This window comes from Marinococcus halophilus, assembly GCF_002265875.1.
Classification (GTDB): domain Bacteria; phylum Bacillota; class Bacilli; order Bacillales; family Marinococcaceae; genus Marinococcus; species Marinococcus halophilus.
In genome coordinates this window covers 184,039-201,424 of the sequence record NZ_NPFA01000007.1, presented here as the reverse complement: position 1 = coordinate 201,424, position 17,386 = coordinate 184,039, and the positions used below count along the sequence as shown (strand labels likewise).

The 17,386-nt window shown below is 54.1% G+C and carries 15 protein-coding genes; 1 reads left to right on the top strand and 14 read right to left on the bottom strand.

The features are described from left to right. Positions 1-87: 87 nt before the first annotated feature. Positions 88-270 (bottom strand): hypothetical protein, encoded by a 183-nt coding sequence (locus CHL76_RS09465; RefSeq protein WP_379919728.1) that lies wholly within the window; start codon positions 268-270, stop codon positions 88-90. 140 nt (positions 271-410) lie between these two features. Between CHL76_RS09465 and CHL76_RS09460 the strand changes: the two genes are divergently transcribed. Next, entirely contained in the window at positions 411-1,394 is a 984-nt protein-coding gene (locus tag CHL76_RS09460; protein ID WP_079476473.1) for a zinc-binding dehydrogenase, read from the top strand. Positions 1,395-1,530: 136 nt separating this feature from the next. Here CHL76_RS09460 and CHL76_RS09455 read toward each other — a convergent pair whose 3' ends face one another. From CHL76_RS09455 to CHL76_RS09395, 13 genes are all read right to left on the bottom strand, one after another. Then, positions 1,531-2,331: an ABC transporter ATP-binding protein gene (locus CHL76_RS09455; protein WP_094908425.1), complete on the bottom strand. Its 801-nt coding sequence runs from the start codon at positions 2,329-2,331 to the stop codon at positions 1,531-1,533. 12 nt (positions 2,332-2,343) lie between these two features. Next, positions 2,344-2,634 (bottom strand): iron-sulfur cluster assembly accessory protein, encoded by a 291-nt coding sequence (locus CHL76_RS09450; protein ID WP_079476471.1) that lies wholly within the window; start codon positions 2,632-2,634, stop codon positions 2,344-2,346. An 80-nt stretch (positions 2,635-2,714) separates the two neighbouring features. Further along, a complete protein-coding gene (locus tag CHL76_RS09445; protein WP_094908424.1) occupies positions 2,715-3,050 on the bottom strand; it encodes a cyclic-phosphate processing receiver domain-containing protein in 336 nt (111 codons plus the stop codon). 43 nt (positions 3,051-3,093) lie between these two features. Continuing rightward, a complete protein-coding gene (locus CHL76_RS09440) occupies positions 3,094-6,795 on the bottom strand; it encodes a dynamin family protein (protein WP_094908423.1) in 3,702 nt (1,233 codons plus the stop codon). A 62-nt stretch (positions 6,796-6,857) separates the two neighbouring features. Further along, positions 6,858-8,084 carry an EAL domain-containing protein gene (locus CHL76_RS09435; protein ID WP_094908422.1) on the bottom strand — a complete coding sequence of 409 codons (1,227 nt, stop codon included), beginning with the start codon at positions 8,082-8,084 and terminating at the stop codon, positions 6,858-6,860. 128 nt (positions 8,085-8,212) lie between these two features. Further along, on the bottom strand, positions 8,213-9,121 hold the full coding sequence (gene metA, locus CHL76_RS09430; RefSeq protein ID WP_094908421.1) for a homoserine O-acetyltransferase MetA: 909 nt from the start codon (positions 9,119-9,121) through the stop codon (positions 8,213-8,215). Between the two features lie 144 nt (positions 9,122-9,265). Continuing rightward, the gene (gene nadE / locus CHL76_RS09425; RefSeq protein ID WP_079476466.1) at positions 9,266-10,093 is read right to left on the bottom strand and encodes an ammonia-dependent NAD(+) synthetase; all 828 of its coding nucleotides are present in this window, start codon (positions 10,091-10,093) and stop codon (positions 9,266-9,268) included. A gap of 21 nt (positions 10,094-10,114) precedes the next feature. Next, positions 10,115-10,435: a hypothetical protein gene (locus CHL76_RS09420; RefSeq protein WP_079476465.1), complete on the bottom strand. Its 321-nt coding sequence runs from the start codon at positions 10,433-10,435 to the stop codon at positions 10,115-10,117. Then, positions 10,419-10,886, bottom strand: coding sequence for an acyl-CoA thioesterase (locus tag CHL76_RS09415; RefSeq protein ID WP_079476464.1), 468 nt, complete (start codon positions 10,884-10,886; stop codon positions 10,419-10,421). The genes CHL76_RS09420 and CHL76_RS09415 overlap by 17 nt, the downstream gene beginning before the upstream one ends. Further along, complete coding sequence (locus tag CHL76_RS09410; protein ID WP_094908420.1) at positions 10,861-13,224, bottom strand: AAA family ATPase; 2,364 nt, start codon at positions 13,222-13,224, stop codon at positions 10,861-10,863. The genes CHL76_RS09415 and CHL76_RS09410 overlap by 26 nt, the downstream gene beginning before the upstream one ends. 195 nt (positions 13,225-13,419) lie before the next feature. Continuing rightward, positions 13,420-16,158, bottom strand: coding sequence for an aconitate hydratase AcnA (gene acnA, locus CHL76_RS09405; protein ID WP_094908419.1), 2,739 nt, complete (start codon positions 16,156-16,158; stop codon positions 13,420-13,422). 213 nt (positions 16,159-16,371) lie between these two features. Next, positions 16,372-16,809, bottom strand: a complete 438-nt coding sequence (locus CHL76_RS09400) for a YueI family protein (protein WP_079476461.1) — start codon at positions 16,807-16,809, stop codon at positions 16,372-16,374. 18 nt (positions 16,810-16,827) lie between these two features. Next, the gene (locus tag CHL76_RS09395) at positions 16,828-17,340 is read right to left on the bottom strand and encodes a CcdC family protein (protein WP_261763924.1); all 513 of its coding nucleotides are present in this window, start codon (positions 17,338-17,340) and stop codon (positions 16,828-16,830) included. Positions 17,341-17,386 lie beyond the last annotated feature (46 nt).

Below are 17,386 nucleotides of genomic sequence, written 5' to 3'. Positions count from 1 at the left end.
TTGGACTAGAGCGTGAGCAATATCTGTAGTAAAATTATTCATAGGGAAGTCCTCTTTTCTGTGGATGTGGTCGGTAACTTCATTCTACTAGAAAAGGACTTCCTTTTTTGGTGATCGATCGTTTACACAAACTATTTTATGCTCTCGAATGATTTCGCGCACCTTTAAGACATTAATGCCAAATTGGCTGTTTCCGACGGAAAATAAAACGATTTCGAGCTCGTTGGTTCCTGATTCCAATAGAATATTTTTTTCACTTGCTAAAGACATGCCGTTTCCCTCCCGGTTCTCTTTACTTTATATATCGGCCCCGCCCGGCCGGTGTTAAAGATTTGCAGCCAGGAGTTTTTCATTTTTGGATGTTTTTGTCTCGTATCGGGAAGGTATAGAAGGAGCAGGAGGCTGATAAAATGAAAGCACTTGTTATAAATGAAGCCGGCGGCCCCGGCCAGCTGCAGGAAACCGATATGGAGGTGCCGGAGCCGGAAGCTCATGAGCTCCGCATCAAAGTTCACGCTGTGGGATTAAATCCGGTCGATTATAAATTAATGGAATCTCCTCTCCCGGAATGGTCGTTCCCTCACGTTTCGGGACTGGACGTGTCCGGGGTAGTCGATGCAGTTGGCGCGGATGTAACCGATTGGTCAGCCGGGGATGAAGTGTATTATCATGGAAATATGACAGAAGACGGTGGGTTTGCGGAATTTACGACTACGCGGGCGGACGTGGTGTCATCAGTGCCGAAAGGCCTGACGCATGTGGAAGCAGCGTCGATGCCGACGGCCGGTTTCACGGCCTACCAGTCGCTGTACCGGAAGGCCCCGCTCCGCCCTGGCCAGACGATTATGATTCAGGCTGGGTCCGGCGGCGTAGGAAGCTTTGCCGTACAGCTTGCCAAGCATCTTGGGCTCACCGTGTTTTCCACCTGTTCGGACGAAAATGCGGACTACGTGAAAGAGCTGGGGGCCGATCAGGTGATTGACTACCGCAGCCAGAACGTGGTGGAAGAAGTACACAAATTAACCGACGGCCGTGGGGTCGATGTGGTTCTTGATCTGGTCGGCCGCGAAACAGCCACCGAAGCCCTGGATTACCTCGCGTTTAACGGGCATTTGATTGCTGTGGTTGAATGGCCTGACCTTTCCCACTACGTAGCAAAAACGCTCGCCCCTTCGATTCATGAAGTGGCACTTGGATTTGTGTACCGTTCGGATGATGAAGCACAGATTAAAGACCTCGGCTATATGGCACGGGAGCTTGGAGAGCTTGCTTCGCAGGGAAAAGTGAAGCCTTCCCTCAACCGCACGATCAGCTTCCAGGAGATCCCGAAAGCACTACAGGAAATGCAGGACGGCCATACACGCGGGAAAATTGTGGCCTCATTTGATACGTGAATATGCTCTCAAGCCCTTTCCTAAATAAGGATGGGGCTTCATTTTTGCTTTTTTTTTTATAGCTTTTTAATTTTGTTTTTATAATAAATACGATAATTGAAATTTTATTTAAGAACCGAACGGCTACGTTCGGCGGTCAGCGTATCGGGGCTCCTCCCGTAATAAACCACGGCCGCTGCTCATGCCATTGGATGCTCCCAGCTACATCAAACGCGCTGGAAACCTCTTCATCCGTCAGCACGTTCTGTTTCTTTCCATCCGCCTGAACCCGGCCATTTTTCATAATCGTTGCAGCTTCTACGGCTCCCGGCAGCTCTTCAAGGTGATGGGTTACATACAGCACGGTCGGTGCCTCCGGGACCTGCAGCGACGCTTCAAGCCCTGCGATTAGCTCCTCTCTTCCCTTCACATCAAGGCCGGTACAGGGTTCATCAAGAAGGAGCAGCTTTGCTCCTGTCGTCCACGCCCTCGCAAGCATTACCCGGCGCTTCTCCCCCTGGGAAAGCGCGGCATACGGTACGTCTCTGTACTGTGATACCCCGAACGTGCGCAGAGCTTCCTCCGCCCGTTCCATGGCCGTCTCCGGTGCCTGTTCGTAAACACCGATGCTCGCAAAATAACCGCTTAAGGCGACGTTGCGGGCAGTTTCCCCCGCGCGGTGCTGGTACTGATCGTCCAGGGCGTTACTGACAATGCCGATTTCCCGGCGGAGCTCCTGCATGTTCACCCTGCCATGCCGGCCAAACCAGGTGTGCACTTCTCCTTCCGCAGCCCATACCTGCCCTAAAATCACCTGCAGCAGCGTGGTTTTGCCGGAACCATTTAAGCCGAGAAGAGCACGGTGTTCGCCCTGATTGACTGCAAACGAAACGTCCTCCAGCCGGCTCCGCCCGTTCGTCCGCACGCTGACGTTTTTTATATCCACTAAACGCTCCATCACCTGTCCTCCTTACGCCTCCGTCTGTTCATACAAATGAATGTTGTTGGCAATGGTCTGGTTTTTATTTTTTAGCATCCATTTGAGAGTTGGATGATAGTCAAGCACCGGCGACGGCTCCAGCAGATGCCACGTGTCTTCGTCGGCCGCTCTGGCTTCCGGCGTTGTCCCGGGAGAGGCATGCAGCTGGAATTCCTGCAGCCCCTGGCACCCGCCCGTAAATTCGTAGGCAATCGTAATCGTCTGTTTATCCTCGAGGCGGCGAATCGCGTCGGCCGCCCGGTCGGTCAGCTGTATTTGCATAGCTTACCCCTCCTTTTTCATTGTCCATTATAGCAAAGCTTCCCCCGTTATATAAAAAAGAAGCCCCGGAAGGCTTCTTTTTAGGCATTTAACGGCAGCGGCCGGTGCAGGATCTTCACTTGTTCCGGAAGTTCCCCGGACTTGCGCGCTTCCATTAGTCTCCGGTACATTCGTTTGCCGCCCACTGCATTCGCTGAGTGTATGGTAATTTTTGAAGGTATAATTTGTTTTTCGAGTAAATACAGCACAACGGAAAAACCGTTAAAATACTTCGTTCCCAAGTCATGGTCAAGCGACAGATGGCTGACGTCAGCCGTGTTTTGCAGCAGTCGCATGCATTCTTCCGCTGTTTTCACCAATACGTGATTATCCGGAGACTGTCGGACGTCGTCTAAAAAAATATTTGTTCCGTTCATGTCCCCATCCTTTATCTTGCAGAGTACTTGTAGTATAACACACTCACTCTGTCTGTCCAACCAGCCTCCGGAGCTCTGCTTCCAGCCGCGCCCATTCCCGCTCGCTATCTTCTGTTTTTTCCTGCTTCAGCCACTCTGTCTGCCGGGCTGCCGCCGCCTCCCAGCCGTCCGTGCGCTGCTTCCACCGGGCTGCCGCTGCCGCTTCCGCCCAGGAATAGACGTTTGCTTTCACTATTTGCAGTTCTTCTTCGACCACGGGCCGCAGCTTTTGTTCGAGCACTTCCCGGTACGCTTTGTTTTCCCCTCTCAGGAAGAAATCATGGTGCGAGAGCGTTTTCCACTCCCCCTCCACCGCTTCGGCGACCAACGGCACCTCCGGCGGAGAAAATTCGATTGCCGGAAAAGCTTCTTCCTCTCCCGAAAACACATAACGAAAATGGTTCGGCAACTGCTGCCTCCAGTATTGTTCCTCTTCATTCATCGCCTGCTGGACCCACCGTTCTACCCGCGCCGTCGTAACCCTTGTTTCCTGCATGAACCGCTGCAGCACCTGCTGGACTGCTTCTGTCGTTTTCCGGCGCAGCTGGGAACGAAACGAGGACTGGTCATGAAAGTACGCCCGCGAAAACCAAAACATAAATTCTTCCCGGTAATAATAAAACAACCGCTGGCGGACGTAGAAAAACAGTTCCTCTGTTTCCTCAGCAAGCCGCTTGTCGATACGCTTCCATGACTCTGTCCACTTGTCCTGGGCGAGGAACTGCTCCAGCTGCATGATTTCGTTTTGTCTCTCCCGCGCCTGTTCGGCATTCGTCCGCTCCGCCTGTGCCCGCGTTCGTTCCACGTAGGAGCGGAGCTCTTCGGCCTCCCGGTTTCCCTCTTTGATCACAGTGGTTTCAAGCGTCGTGGAAAGAAACTCTTCAAACACGGCCTCAAACCCTTCCAGGCCGCCGGCCGTTTTGTCCTGCAGCGACACTTTTCCGGAAACCGGCAGGACAAGTGGGTCTCGGACACCAATGGCGGCAAGCTCTTCGCGCACATACGAAAGCACCTCCTCGAGCTCCTGCCGGTTAGAAGCAAGATCCGCTGCGTTTACGAGAAAAATCAATTTATCGTAGGAAAACGTTTGGTTCACTGCAGCCAGCTGCTCCAAAAATGCTTTATCCCCGCGTGAAAATGCATGGTTGTAATACGATAAAAACAAAATGGCGTCCGCCCGCTGCATTTCCTGGAAGGAAATGTCTGCGTGGCGCTGATACACCGAATGAATACCGGGGGTATCGACTATTTCCATGCCCTGCCCGGTCCACGGAGAAGCAAGATAAACGTCCGCTCGTTCAATCATCATCGCCTGCGCTTCTGTTCCAGCCGCCTGCTGAAAGGCTTCGAGGGAGACTGCCTCCGAATGGCCCGCGCTGCGCTGCTGCTGTTCGTAGGAGGAGGCGTACTGATCAAGCCTTCTTTTTTCTTCCTCCCGCATCGCATCGAAGGCGAGCGGCTCCAGCTGCTCCTGTTCCAGCTCCGTCCGCTTCTGCTTTTCTGCTTTTTCCGCCCGTGCCCGGGCCTGTTCTTCGTAAGCATCGTACCGGTCGTGCCACTCTGTGACATGATCCAGGCGCACCTCAAACGGGGCCAGCAGGTCGTTCATGTCCTGAAGCACATGGGCCTGCTGCTTGTAATAAATCACTGCGCTCCGGTCCGGATGCCGGCCGTCCGGTGCTTTCAAATGAGTGATCGCCGCTGTAGTTGGATTCGCCGACACCGGCAGGACGGTTTCTCCCGCCATGGCATTGGCTACCGTGGATTTCCCGGCACTGAAGCCGCCGAAAAAGGACACCCGGAACGACTGCTCCCGGAGCCGTGCCGCCCGGGCCTCCAGCCGCTCGGCAAAGCCTTCAAGCGGCACGTACGGCTTCACCAGCCGGGCAAGCTTTCGCCACTGCTCTGCCGTCGCCTCCGGATCGGGGCTGTCCCGGCTCCCCCCAGAAGCAGCCAGGTAGTTTTCGTACCATTTTTTTACCGAATAGGTTTTATTCTCCGCAGAGGGGGCTACTGCCTGCGCTGCCGGTTCTGTCTCGAGGCCGGCCTGAGACAGCGGCACCGCATGCCCGGACCACCACTGCTGCTGGGCCTCAAGCAGGTCCTTTGCCTGATAAAATTCGCGGCGCCAGTCTTCATAAGTCCGCCAGGCTTTCCGGTTGGCTGCTGCTTGTGCTTCCTGCTGCCGGGCTTCCGTCTGCTTCTGGTCCCGGGCCGCTTCTAAAAAGAGCGGCATCCATTCAGCAAGCTGCCGGCGGTACGCCGTCTGCATTTTTTCTTCCAGGTTGCGGCAGTAAGTTCTTGCATAGGCTTCCGTGAGGCGTGCCCCCTTGTTTTCCGCATCCTGGAGCATGGCAGCATCCGCCCGCACTTCCATAGCGTCAATCGCGGCTTCCACCTGCAGGCTTCTGCCGGCGTAGCGTTCGGCGGTCTGCTTCATGTCCCGTTTTAAATGATTTTCGAGTTCGTTTTTGATGTTTTCATTCAGCTCTTTGATCAGCCGGGCTTCCCGGTCCCTGCGAACCTTAGTCGTTTTTTGGGTGCCCAGCCAGCTTTTAACACGAAAGGTCACCAGGCGGGATTCCAGATAGTCACGCACTGCCGCCCGCGTATGGTAGGGCATCAGCTTGGCACGGGCAAAGGCATCGAGGATGGTCTGGCGCATCGCTTTTTCTCCCTGCGCCTCCCAGTGCCTGAACTGTCCGGCGGCGTTCTGGTCTGCCTCTACCGCCTCGTAAAGGTCTCCGGGCGTGGTAAACGCTTCCCAAACGCCCTTGATATCTTCGCCCGGCTCCGCTGCAGAAAGACGCTGGCGCAGATGGGACACGGTGAGGTAATACGCTCTCGCCGCGCATGTCTGCCGAATGCGCTCCGTCCGCTGGCCGGCAGCGGCAGGCAGCATTCTCTTCTGCAGGGCTTCCCAGGAAGCGGCCGTGCGTTCGGGGTAAAGCGCAGACACGAAAAAAACAGCTTCGTATTCGATCTGCCGGCGGTCCAGGCTTTCCCGGATCCGGTCCTGGTAGGCCTGGAAGGAGAGCTCCCCTTCCTCATGCTTGTCCACCTGGTTAACGATAAGGCATGGTCGGACATACTGCTCGTTCAACCGCTGCAGAAACAAAAAATTTTCTTCCGACTCCACCTGCTGGTAGTCAGTCACATAAAACAGCTCATCGGCTATCATCCATTCCGACTCCGCGGCCCGCTGATGAGCGGCTTCGGTGGAATCAATGCCCGGGGTATCAAAAAGCGTCACTCCCGGCGGCAGCGGCAATTCGGGATGCCTCACTTCCACCCGTTCGGTTTCCTTGGCCATCATCCATGCATTCGTCCACGCTCCGGCCGGTACCGCTGAAGTCTGTCCGCCGGTGGTCACCTTATAGGAGGCAGCGTCTCCAGCCGAAAAGGAAACGACGTTTGCACTTGTCGGCACCGGATGGGCCGGCAGCCATTCCCCGTCCAGCATCCGGTTGATCAGCGTGCTTTTCCCTGCGGAAAAGTGGCCGCAGACAAGCACGTGGTACGCCGACGCGCTGTTTTTTGCCTTCAGCCGGCGCAAATCTCTCTTTTCGCCTGCCGTGGGCCCGGAGGCGCCTTCGAGCTTTTCGATTCCTTCACTGACCGCAGACGGCGAAAACGTATGCCGGGAAAAAAAGGCCCGGACTGCGTCATTATTCCATTGATACATTTCAAGGGTTGGCCGCTGCACCGTTACCGCTCTCCTTTTGATGCAAAAACGCCGCTCCTCCGTAGCAGGAGAAGCCGGCGCTGTTACAGCAGATAGTCTTTTTCATATAAAAATGCGTACGGAATATCCACAAATACGTACAAATCCTCCGTGATGGGATGGGAATATGTCCGAATCATTTCATCGCTGTGGAAATCCGTATACATGTCGGAAAGAATGCCTCTTTGTTCAAAATTCATGCGCACAATGTTTTCCAGAAAATACGGCCGCCAGCTCCAGTTGCGGTGGCGCTCTTCCGTCCGGTATTCCCACGCGCCGCCGCTCTGGCGCGAAGCGTTCCCAGAAAGCTGGTATCCCTCCCGGTCGCACACGTACACGCGGAAGCTCATTTCCTCGAGCGACTCTGCGGTCCGAAGCGTCCAGCCGTCGATGTCTTCCATCACGTCTGAATGCTTGAGGCGCTCGTTCAGCCGCTTGTTCAGCTCAGCGGTTAACTGGATCTGGGCTTCGATTTTTTTACGCTCCACATCGATAAAATGATGGATGTCCTTTTTCATCCGTTGTTGAAACTGGTCTTTTTCAATGAACGTCTCTTTCGGCTTTTCAAGGTAGAATCCCTGGTAATACCGGGCGCCGTTGCGCCAGGCATAATTCAGCTGATTAAACGATTCAATTTTTTCAAACAAAAGCGAAGCTCCAATTTTTCTCGACAGCGTCGACAGCGAATGCAGCACGTCCCGGTAAATGCTCGGTACCGCAAAACTTTCGGAAAGCGTCACGTCCACCTTCAGCACATTGGGCTTCAAGTAGGCAAGCTGTTCCAGATGAATCGCTTCCTTGCCGAGATTATCAATCGCAACCGAAAGGCCGGCGCTCTGGGCATACTGTATAAAGTGCTTCAGGCGCGACAGGTCCTGCTGAAAATCGGTCGCTTTCAGTTCCAGGCAGATCGAGGCCGGAGCCACGCCCCATTCCTCGTACCCAAGTAGAAATTCAACCAGGCCGTCTCCTCCGTCTCCGAGAATGGTGGACGCGTCCACGTTTAAAAAAATCATATCCGTCCGCTCTCCAGCTACAAACGTTTCCAGCGCAGCCCGGTGCACCTCCCGGTCAATTTCCTGCTTATACTCCCACGGCACTCCCGGGTCCCGAAAGCAGTTCTCGAGCGTCTCGACACTCCCGTCCTCATTTCGAAAGCGGCCGAGCACTTCATACGCAGAAATCTCCAGCTTATCTGCGCTCAGTATCGGCTGAAAGTACACCAAAATCTGTTCTTTATTCATCAATACGTCTAGCGCATCCAACTCCATCACCCAATCTTCCGCTCACATTCTTCGGCGTCTCTGCCTAGTTGTCGTTCCCGGCTGTTTTTGCACGCATCTATTATATCATCTTTTTTCCCCGGACTGAAAAAACTGTTTCCGGATTGGAAACAGCTTCAGGCAAAGTCGAATGGTGTCTCCTGATACACATAATAGTTCAGCCAGTTCGTAAACAACAGCGTCGCATGGGCGCGCCACATTTTCAGCGGGGAATACAGGTGATTGTCCTCCGGAAAGTAGTTTTCCGGCACCTCGGTTCCCAGACCGCGGCGAATATCGCGCTCAAATTCATCGCGCAGGGTGTCCGCATCGTATTCGCTGTGGCCGGTCACGTAAATCCGCTTGCGGTCCTTGGTCGCTACGATATACAGGCCGGCTTCGTCGGATTCGGATAAAATGTCCAGGTCCGGACAGGCCTCCACGTCCTCCCGTCTTGTTTTCGTGTACCGGGAGTGCGGCACGTAAAACTGGTCGTCGAACCCGCTCAGAAGCTTTTCGTTTTGGCCGTTAATATAGTGCGGGTAGACGCCGAACTGTTTTTTCGGAAGCGGATGCTTATCGATGCCGTGATGGTGGTACAGGCCGGCCTGGGCCCCCCAGCAGATGTGCATCGTGTTGGTGACGTTCTGGTCGCTCCAGTCCAGAATGCTCTGAAGCTCTTCCCAGTAATCCACTTCTTCGAACGGGATTTGCTCAAGCGGGGCCCCGGTGATGATCATGCCGTCGAATTTCCGGCTCCGTACTTCATCGATCGTTTTGTAGAACGACGACAGATGCTCGCGCGGCGTGTTTTTGGACCGGTGGGTATCCGGATGCAGAAACGACACATCCACCTGCAGCGGCGTATTACTGAGCATCCGGAGGATCTGGGTCTCCGTCCGCTCTTTTAAAGGCATCAGGTTTAAAATGACAATTTTCAGCGGGCGGATGTCCTGCAGGTAGGCCCGGCTTTCATTCATGATAAAAATATTTTCTTTTTCCAGCGTATTTTTGGCCGGCAGATAGTCAGGTACTTTAATAGGCATGGCGCTATCGTTCTCCTTTAACGTATTTCGGTGTTCTCTCCTTTTCTTTCTTTTATCTATATATCAAACATCGCGGCCGCCGTCTAGTCTTTCCCGTATTTGTGAAAAACGGATGGCCGCAAGGGGACCATCCGCAGTCGCTTTTTATTCTTTCCACCACGTATCGTATAACGTTGCCGGCATTTCCCGTTTATGCGCCGTTTTGTTATACATATCCACGAGCCGGTCATGGGCATCAGGATCAATGCTTTGGCCTTCGAGAAAGTCGTCGATCTGGTCGTACGTCAGCCCGAGCGCCTCTTCGTCCGGAAGGCCGGGACGGTCGCTTTCGAGATCAGCGGTCGGTACCTTTTCAAACGTCGAGGCCGGTGCTTCGAGCTCGCGCAGCAGCATCTTGCCCTGACGCTTATTCAGGCCGTACAGCGGGGCCACGTCGCAGGCGCCGTCCCCGTGCTTCGTGTAAAAGCCGGTAACCGCTTCTGCTGCGTGGTCGGTGCCGAGCACGAGCAGCCCTTCGGCTCCGGCGACGTCGTACTGGGCCTTCATCCGTTCCCGGGCCTTCGTGTTGCCCTTAATAAAGTCGGACATGGTGGTTCCAAGAGCCCGTTCAAATGCCTGCACCGACGCGTCCACGCCCGGCTGTACGTCAATCGTATACGTTTCCTGCGGCTCGATGTAGTCAAGCGCCTTCGCCGCATCGTCCTCATCATGCTGTTTTCCGTACGGCAGGCGGAGGGCGACAAATTTGAACGGCACGGCCTGCTCGGTTTCAAGCTCATCCACCGCCATCTGGGCGAGCTTGCCGGCGAGCGTCGAATCCTGGCCGCCGGAAATGCCGAGCACAAAGCCTCTGACTCCGGCTTTTTTGGCGTATTCTTTCAGAAAGTGCACCCGGCGTTCAATTTCCTGCTTGGGGTCAATCTCCGGCGTTGTTTGCAATGCTTCAATAATTTCATTCTGTGTTGCATTCATAGATTGTGCCTCCAGATTAAATTATTTAGTTGAACGGGGCGCCTGAATGCCAAACCGTTCCATCTGCGTCCACTGCTTTTCTTCCGAGAGAATATGCGCTTCATAGTCTCCCAGCAGGTCAAAGTGCGGGTAGTCGTCCCGGTAATGGATCCAGCCGGCCTTCAACCCGTACTGCCTGCCCCAGCGGGCGAGGGTCTCCACATCGCGGCAGGAGGCTTTCGTCACCGTGTCACAGTCGGGAAAGCGCGGGTCATACCAGTAATGCGTCAAGAGGGCCACTTCTCCCGCCGCGGCCTTTCGTTTCCAGGCTTTTAGTTCGTGGGCTTTAATGCCAAATGCCATCGTCTCCACCGCCTTTGGCAGACCCGGCGGCCGTGGACTCCGCCAGCCGGCTGTACGCCTTATGCCAGTCCGGCAGTGCCCTTCGGATAGCTACCGGTTTGAACGTTTCCTTGCGGACGCACACGTGGCTTGAAAACGCCCGGATGCACGTCTGTCCTTTGGCGTTAGTCACAATATAACCATATTTTACACGCACTCCGTCATAAGAATCAATCCACGTTTCAATTTCCACATCCTCGCCGTAGACGGCCGGCGTTTCGTAATCGATGTTAATGCTGAGCACCGGAAACAAATAGCCGGCCCTTTCAATATCCGGATAGTAAAAGCCCATCTCCTTCATATGGTGCGTGCGCCCGATTTCGCACCAGACCACATAGGAACCGTGATGAACGATTCCCATCTGGTCCGTTTCAGCATATCGTACTTCAATTGGTGTATGAACGCTCTTCATGTCCTTCTTCTCCTTCAGATTTCACCCGTACTTCAATCGCATGCTTCACGTCTTCGGCCGTCAGCTCATGCAGGTCTTCATCGTTCTTTTCCGACTGGAACAGCCGGAAGGCCTGCTGCTGAAAGATTTCTTCGGCTACGTCTTCGGCGAGCCGGGCGTTGCCGTCCGTGTTCGAGACAGCGTACCTGCTCTCAAGCAGCTCGCGCGCCTCCGGCTCAAAATGATAGCCAAAACGCTCCACCGAACGCTCTGTAATCTCCGCCAGATCCTCCGGCGTGTACGGCGGGAAGTAAAAGGTTTTTTTAAAGCGGGATTCAAGACCCGGATTCATTTCAAGCAGCTGCTTCATCGGCTCCGGATAGCCGGAAAGTACAACCACCAGATTTTCGTCGTGCTTGGTCATTTCTTCGACGAGGGTATCCAGCGCTTCCCGGCCGAAGTCGCTCCGCGAACTCGACATCAGGGCGTATGCTTCGTCAATAAACAGCACCCCGCCGAGGGCCTCCCGGACCTTCCGCTTCGTTTTTGCGGCCGTCTGGCCGACATACTCGGCCACCAGGTCGCTGCGGCCGGCCACAATGCAGTGCCCCCGTTTTAAAAAGCCGTATTCCTTTAAGATGCCGGCATACACCTGGGCAAGCGTTGTTTTGCCGGTGCCCGGCGGCCCGGAAAAGACGGTGTGCAGCTGAATCGGCACAGTCGGGGCTCCTTCTTCGCGGCGCTGCTGCTGTACGCGGATAAAGGAGGCGAGCTTTTTCATTTCCTGCTTCACGTGGTTGAGACCGATAAAGTCATCAAGCTGCTGGACGGCGGAGCGTTTGTCCTTCGGCTGCTCGCCTTCAGGTTCCTCAATATCTCCGGCCGTCAACAGCGAAAAGTCATCGATGCCGATATAATCCTGATTGCCGATCGCCGCCCCTTTTTGGAAAATGCTGTCGAGCACAATGTTTTTGACTGTCCGCCCGTTGCCGAACGTTTCATCCACCTGCTCTTTTTCGATCCGCTCTTCAAGCACCCGCTTGCTTTCCTCGCTTAGGAAAAAGTCGTTTTCAAGCGCGACCTTCTCCCCGATCTCCATCAGCTCATCCATGCTGTAGTCGGGCAGATGGATATGATTGCTTTCCGGAAACCGGCTGCGGAGCCCCGGATTGGCATGCAGGAACTGCCGCATTTCCTCCGGGTAGCCGGCCAGGATAACCGCGAACGTGCCGGCATATTCCCCGCTCGTCATCGCAGACACCAGGGTGTCAATCGCTGTTTGTCCAAAATCGTTTCCGGCCATGCCTTCGCGTTTTAAGCTGTAGGCTTCATCGATGAACAATACGCCGCCGACCGCTTCCTTGATCAGCGCCATCGTCTTTTCCTCGGTCTGGCCAACGTACGAGCCGACAAGCCGCGAACGGTCGGTTTCGAGCACTTCATCGCGCTGAAGCAGGCCGAGCTGGTGATAAATTTTAGCAAGCAGGCGGGCGAGCATCGTTTTGCCCGTGCCGGGGTTTCCTGTCAGAATCATGTGAAGGCTTCGTTCATCCTTCCACTGGTACCCCTGCTCCTTCCGCCGCTTCTGGTACTGCAGGTAATGATACATGTTATGCACACGGGACTTCACGCCGTGCAGGCCGATCATGTCATTCAGCTCTTCCAGCGGATCGGTATACTCCTCGCCCACCTTCGTGAGCGAGCTCGACGCTTCATTCCACTTTTCCTTCAGCTGCTCCACATGGCTGATCGCTTCTTTGATTTCGCGGACGGCCTCCGGCGAATAAAAGGAACCAGATGCAGTGTCCATGTAGGTCTGCGTACTCGACGCCAGCCGCTCACACGCCTGCTTAATGTTTTCAAGCAGAAACGGAAGCTCCCGCAAATGCTCGTTTTCCACTTCGTTCAAAAAGTCTACTGTCAATTCTTCCGGATTCCACGTATCAAGCGTATCGTCCAGATACTGGATCATCTGCCGGCACTGCTCCCGCAGCTGTTCAGCCACCCGGTAGCGGGCCGACGCCGGGTCCGTTTCGCGAAGCAGCGTCAGCTGGGTATCCAGAATGTTTTCCTGGATGCTGTCGATCCGCTCCATCGGCCGCAGCTGCTGCAAAAGCGGCACCGTGTCATCGAGCTCTTCTGCTTTTTGCAGCCAGTTGCGGATCATCGGATCAAACCGGCGCTGGTGCTTCCACCGGTCTCTGGCCATCAGGGCGTACACGCGGGCGCAGCCGGAAGGCTGATCGCTCTCCTCCAGCGTCCGGATGCATTCATAGGCCCGTTTGACCGTAATGTTGTTTTCTTCTTTTTCCCATCTATCGATTATATCGTAAATATTATTTTGCTCATTAATTTGCAATAAAGGCACCCCCTATCGGGAAAAGGACGAAAATGAGTAGTCATCTTTATCGTATTCCCTGGTTGAACACGCGTTAGTCCTCATTTTTATTATAAGAGGTTAAGAAAGGTGTGACAAATTTTATCATTACGGTATGTGAAATTTTTAATTTCTGTAAGACAAAGCCCCCGGCGAACCGGAGGCTTCATTACACCATTACTGGCTTCGTTTTGCCTCTGCTGCTTCAAGGTTGTTACGAAGCACCATCTGCAGAATACCACCGTGACGGTAGTAATCCATCTCAACGTCACTGTCAAAACGGGCAACCACCTGGAAGGTAGTCGTTTTGCCGTCCTCGTCAGTGGCTACGACGTCGATCATGTCGTGCGGCTTTACAGTATTATCAATTTTCACATCGAAATGCTCTTCCCCGGTCAAACCAAGGGAATCAGCGTTTTCCCCTTCCTGGAACTGCAGCGGGAGCACGCCCATCAGCACAAGGTTACTGCGGTGAATACGCTCGAAGCTTTCCGCAATAACGGTCTTAATGCCGAGCAGGTTTGTTCCTTTTGCTGCCCAGTCACGGGAGCTTCCCATGCCGTAATCTTTGCCGGCCATTACAAGCAGGCCAGTGTTTTCCTCTTTGTATTTCATCGCTGCATCATAGATGGACAGCACTTCGCCGTTCGGCCAGTAGGTCGTATAACCGCCTTCTGTGCCAGGAGCCAGCTGGTTTTTAATCCGGATGTTGGCGAATGTTCCACGCATCATCACTTCATGGTTACCGCGGCGGGAACCGTAGGAGTTAAACTGCGCCGGCTTCAGGCCTTTTTCCATCAAATAACGGCCGGCCGGGCTGTCTTTTGCGATGGACCCTGCCGGAGAAATGTGATCGGTCGTAACCGAGTCGCCAAATTTCGCCACGGCCCGCAGAGCAGTCAACGGTTTAATGTCTTCCGGCTCCTTGGACATTTCTTCAAAGAACGGCGGGTTTTGAATGTACGTGGAATCATCGTCAAAGTCGTACAGATCTGCATTTTCGTCCGATTGCAGCTCGTTCCAGCGCTCGTTATTGTCAAAGACATTCTCGTACTCTTCTTTAAAGAGGTCCGGAGACACGTTTTGCGTGATAAAGTCTTTGACTTCGGCGGCGGATGGCCACAGGTCGTTAAAGTATACGTCGTTGCCGTCTTTGTCCTTGCCGAACGAATCACGGTACATGTCGAAGTCAACCGTACCGGCCAGCGCGTACGCGACAACAAGCGGCGGCGATGCCAGGTAGTTGGCTTTGACAAGCGGGTGGATCCGTCCTTCAAAGTTACGGTTACCGCTCAGCACAGAGGAAACGAGGAGATCACTGTCTGTGATCCCTTTTTCGATCTCTTCGAGCAGCGGGCCGCTGTTGCCGATACACGTCGTGCAGCCGTAGCCGACCAGGTTGAACCCGAGATCGTTCAGATACGGCATCAGGCCGGAGTCGTCGAGATAGCGGGTAACAACTTTGGAACCTGGAGCCAGCGACGTTTTTACGTATTCCGGTACTTCAAGCCCTTTCTCCACCGCGTTACGGGCGACAAGGCCTGCCCCGATCATTACGTATGGATTGGACGTGTTCGTACAGCTGGTGATGGCTGCGATGGCAAGCGCCCCGGTTTTCATCGTCGACGTTTTGCCGTTTGGATGTTCGATGGTCGCTTCGTTGTCGATCTCCTCCGGAGACAGGCCGAATCCCTGGTTGCCGGCTGGAGCCGTCAGCGCCTCATTGAACTGTTTTTTCATGTCGGATAACGTAATCAAATCCTGCGGGCGCTTCGGACCGCTCAGGCTTGGTTCAATATCCGCGAGGTCAATTTCAATCACCTGGGTGAACTGCGGTTCTTTTTCGGACGGATCAAAGAAGATATGGTTGTGCTTGCAGTAGTCTTTCACAAGCTGCACGTGCTCTTCGTCGCGTCCGGTCAGGCGCAGATAGTTGAGCGCTTCTTCGTCGACCGGGAAGAACCCACAGGTCGCGCCGTATTCCGGTGCCATGTTGGAAATCGTCGCGCGGTCAGCAAGCGGCATTTCCGCCAGGCCTTCGCCGAAGAATTCCACAAATTTGCCGACCACGTTCGTTTCCCGGAGCCGCTGGGTAACGCGCAGCGCGAGGTCTGTCGCTGTTGAACCATTCGGCAGGGAGTTTACGAGACGAACGCCGACCACTTCAGGAGCCGGGAAGTAGGACGGCTGCTGCAGCATGCCCGCTTCCGCCTCGATACCGCCAACACCCCAGCCTAGAACGCCGAGGCCGTTGATCATGGTCGTGTGGGAGTCCGTACCGACGAGCGTATCCGGATACGTGTCCACTTCGCCGTTTTCAGTTTCTTTCGTGTGTACGACGGAGGCAAGATATTCCAGGTTCACCTGGTGCACGATGCCTGTAGCCGGCGGTACAGCGCTGTAGTTGTTAAACGCTTTGGTCGCCCAGCTTAGGAGCTTGTAGCGCTCTTCGTTTCTCGAAAATTCAAAGTTCATGTTCTGGTTCAGCGAGTCATTAGTGCCGTAACGGTCCACCTGTACCGAGTGGTCCACCACAAGGTCAACTGGAATTGCCGGGTCGATGACATCCGCGTCTCCCCCGAAATCATTCATTGCTTTTCGCAGTGACGCAAGGTCCACCACTGCCGGAACCCCGGTAAAGTCCTGGAGAATAACACGGGATGGTTTGAATGGTACGTCCTGCTTGGATCCTTCTTCGGAACCCCATTTTGCTAAACTTTCTACGTGTTCCTGTTTAATTACGTGGCCGTCCAACTGTCTTAGTACAGATTCGAGCAGCACACGAATGGAATATGGCAGCTTCGATACATCGCCAACTCCTGCATCCTGAATAGCTTTAATGTCGTAATAATAATACGTTTTGCCATTCGATTCAAAAGCCTTGCGAGCATTGAATACGTCTTGATTTTGAGCCATATGTACCCCTCCTTCTTGATCTATTATACAACAATCCAATAACGTTGTCGAAAAAGTAGATGAGGATAAGCAGAAAGGCCTGCAGCTGTATTACTTCACTGCCGCCTTTCCCGATCTGTTTCTCGACCCACTTTCATAGAATAGCAAAACTTTCCTCAAAGATAAATATTTTCGGATAAAAATTCGGAAAACGCTTGCCTCTTTTTTCGTTTTTCAGAGGCCAAGCAGCTTTTTCCACCACGGTTTTTTCCCGTCCGCTTCCGGTTTGCCGCCTTCTGTATCCGGCTCGTCCTCGGCAAACACGTCCTCGCGGTCAATGGCCGTGTCGGAGGCGACGACCAGGCCGTAGGTGCCCTCCGGCTCATCGAGCGTGACGCGCCGGTAAGGCACGCGGCGGGTCTCGGCTGCTTTCCGGTACGGCCGCAGGGCCTCAAGGCTCAGATGACCGTCGACAAGCACTTCTGCTGCCTTCCGGTCGTGCATCGCGTTCAGCACTTCCTGTCGTATTCCCTTTTCCATTACCTGTTTTTTCGTCAGCGCGAGGATGACGCGTTCGCGGTACGTGTCGAGGTACAGGCGGCGCTCCGCTTCGTTAGGCAGTTTTTTGCCGTGTATTTCATTTTGGAGGTGTTCGTTTACATCATTGGACATGGTCACTTCTCCCTTTCGTTAAGATGAATGGCGGGAAGGCACGGAATCTCCGGTCTCTCTCTCGCGCCGCAGCACTTTTTCCAGCTGCTTGTACTTTACGGCCATATACACGCGCCACGGGACGAGCATGGCAAAGGCGAGCAGAAAGAACATGCCGGCAAGCACCGCCGGCTCGATCGCATCGCCGATAATCAGCTTAATGAGCGTCCGGACAATCAGCAGGCCCACCAGAATAAATGAAAAGGCCTTGGAGCGGCGCACAAAGATCTCGCGTTCCCGGATTTCAAAGGACGTGGTTGCCATCAGCAGAAACGAAAAAACAAATCCAACTAAGAGTGCCTCCCCGATTTCCATTCCGGTGGGACGGGCCGGAGGATAAACAAACATTAACGCTCCCGTCGCCATGAAAAACGGCGGCAGCACGATTTTTTTAAATGTTGCCGGCTGTTTGATGGCTTTCATGCGGATAACAATCACGACTGAAGCCATAAAAAAAGCCGTCAGGGTCGTAATAATCAGCAGTGTATTCACTTCGGCCGCCTTCCTTTCTATAAAAATAGGGTGTATCACATGAAGG

What these genes read in the sequence shown, in the direction of transcription:
- CHL76_RS09465 (WP_379919728.1), bottom strand. Translation starts at nt 270, where the DNA reads ATGTCTTTAGCAAGTGAAAAAAATATTCTATTGGAATCAGGAACCAAC.
- CHL76_RS09435 (WP_094908422.1), bottom strand. Translation starts at nt 8,084, where the DNA reads ATGGAGTTGGATGCGCTAGACGTATTGATGAATAAAGAACAGATTTTG.
- CHL76_RS09445 (WP_094908424.1), bottom strand. Translation starts at nt 3,050, where the DNA reads ATGAACGGAACAAATATTTTTTTAGACGACGTCCGACAGTCTCCGGAT.
- acnA (WP_094908419.1), bottom strand. Translation starts at nt 16,158, where the DNA reads ATGGCTCAAAATCAAGACGTATTCAATGCTCGCAAGGCTTTTGAATCG.
- CHL76_RS09450 (WP_079476471.1), bottom strand. Translation starts at nt 2,634, where the DNA reads ATGCAAATACAGCTGACCGACCGGGCGGCCGACGCGATTCGCCGCCTC.
- CHL76_RS09420 (WP_079476465.1), bottom strand. Translation starts at nt 10,435, where the DNA reads ATGGCATTTGGCATTAAAGCCCACGAACTAAAAGCCTGGAAACGAAAG.
- nadE (WP_079476466.1), bottom strand. Translation starts at nt 10,093, where the DNA reads ATGAATGCAACACAGAATGAAATTATTGAAGCATTGCAAACAACGCCG.
- CHL76_RS09400 (WP_079476461.1), bottom strand. Translation starts at nt 16,809, where the DNA reads ATGTCCAATGATGTAAACGAACACCTCCAAAATGAAATACACGGCAAA.
- CHL76_RS09455 (WP_094908425.1), bottom strand. Translation starts at nt 2,331, where the DNA reads ATGGAGCGTTTAGTGGATATAAAAAACGTCAGCGTGCGGACGAACGGG.
- metA (WP_094908421.1), bottom strand. Translation starts at nt 9,121, where the DNA reads ATGCCTATTAAAGTACCTGACTATCTGCCGGCCAAAAATACGCTGGAA.
- CHL76_RS09415 (WP_079476464.1), bottom strand. Translation starts at nt 10,886, where the DNA reads ATGAAGAGCGTTCATACACCAATTGAAGTACGATATGCTGAAACGGAC.
- CHL76_RS09460 (WP_079476473.1), top strand. Translation starts at nt 411, where the DNA reads ATGAAAGCACTTGTTATAAATGAAGCCGGCGGCCCCGGCCAGCTGCAG.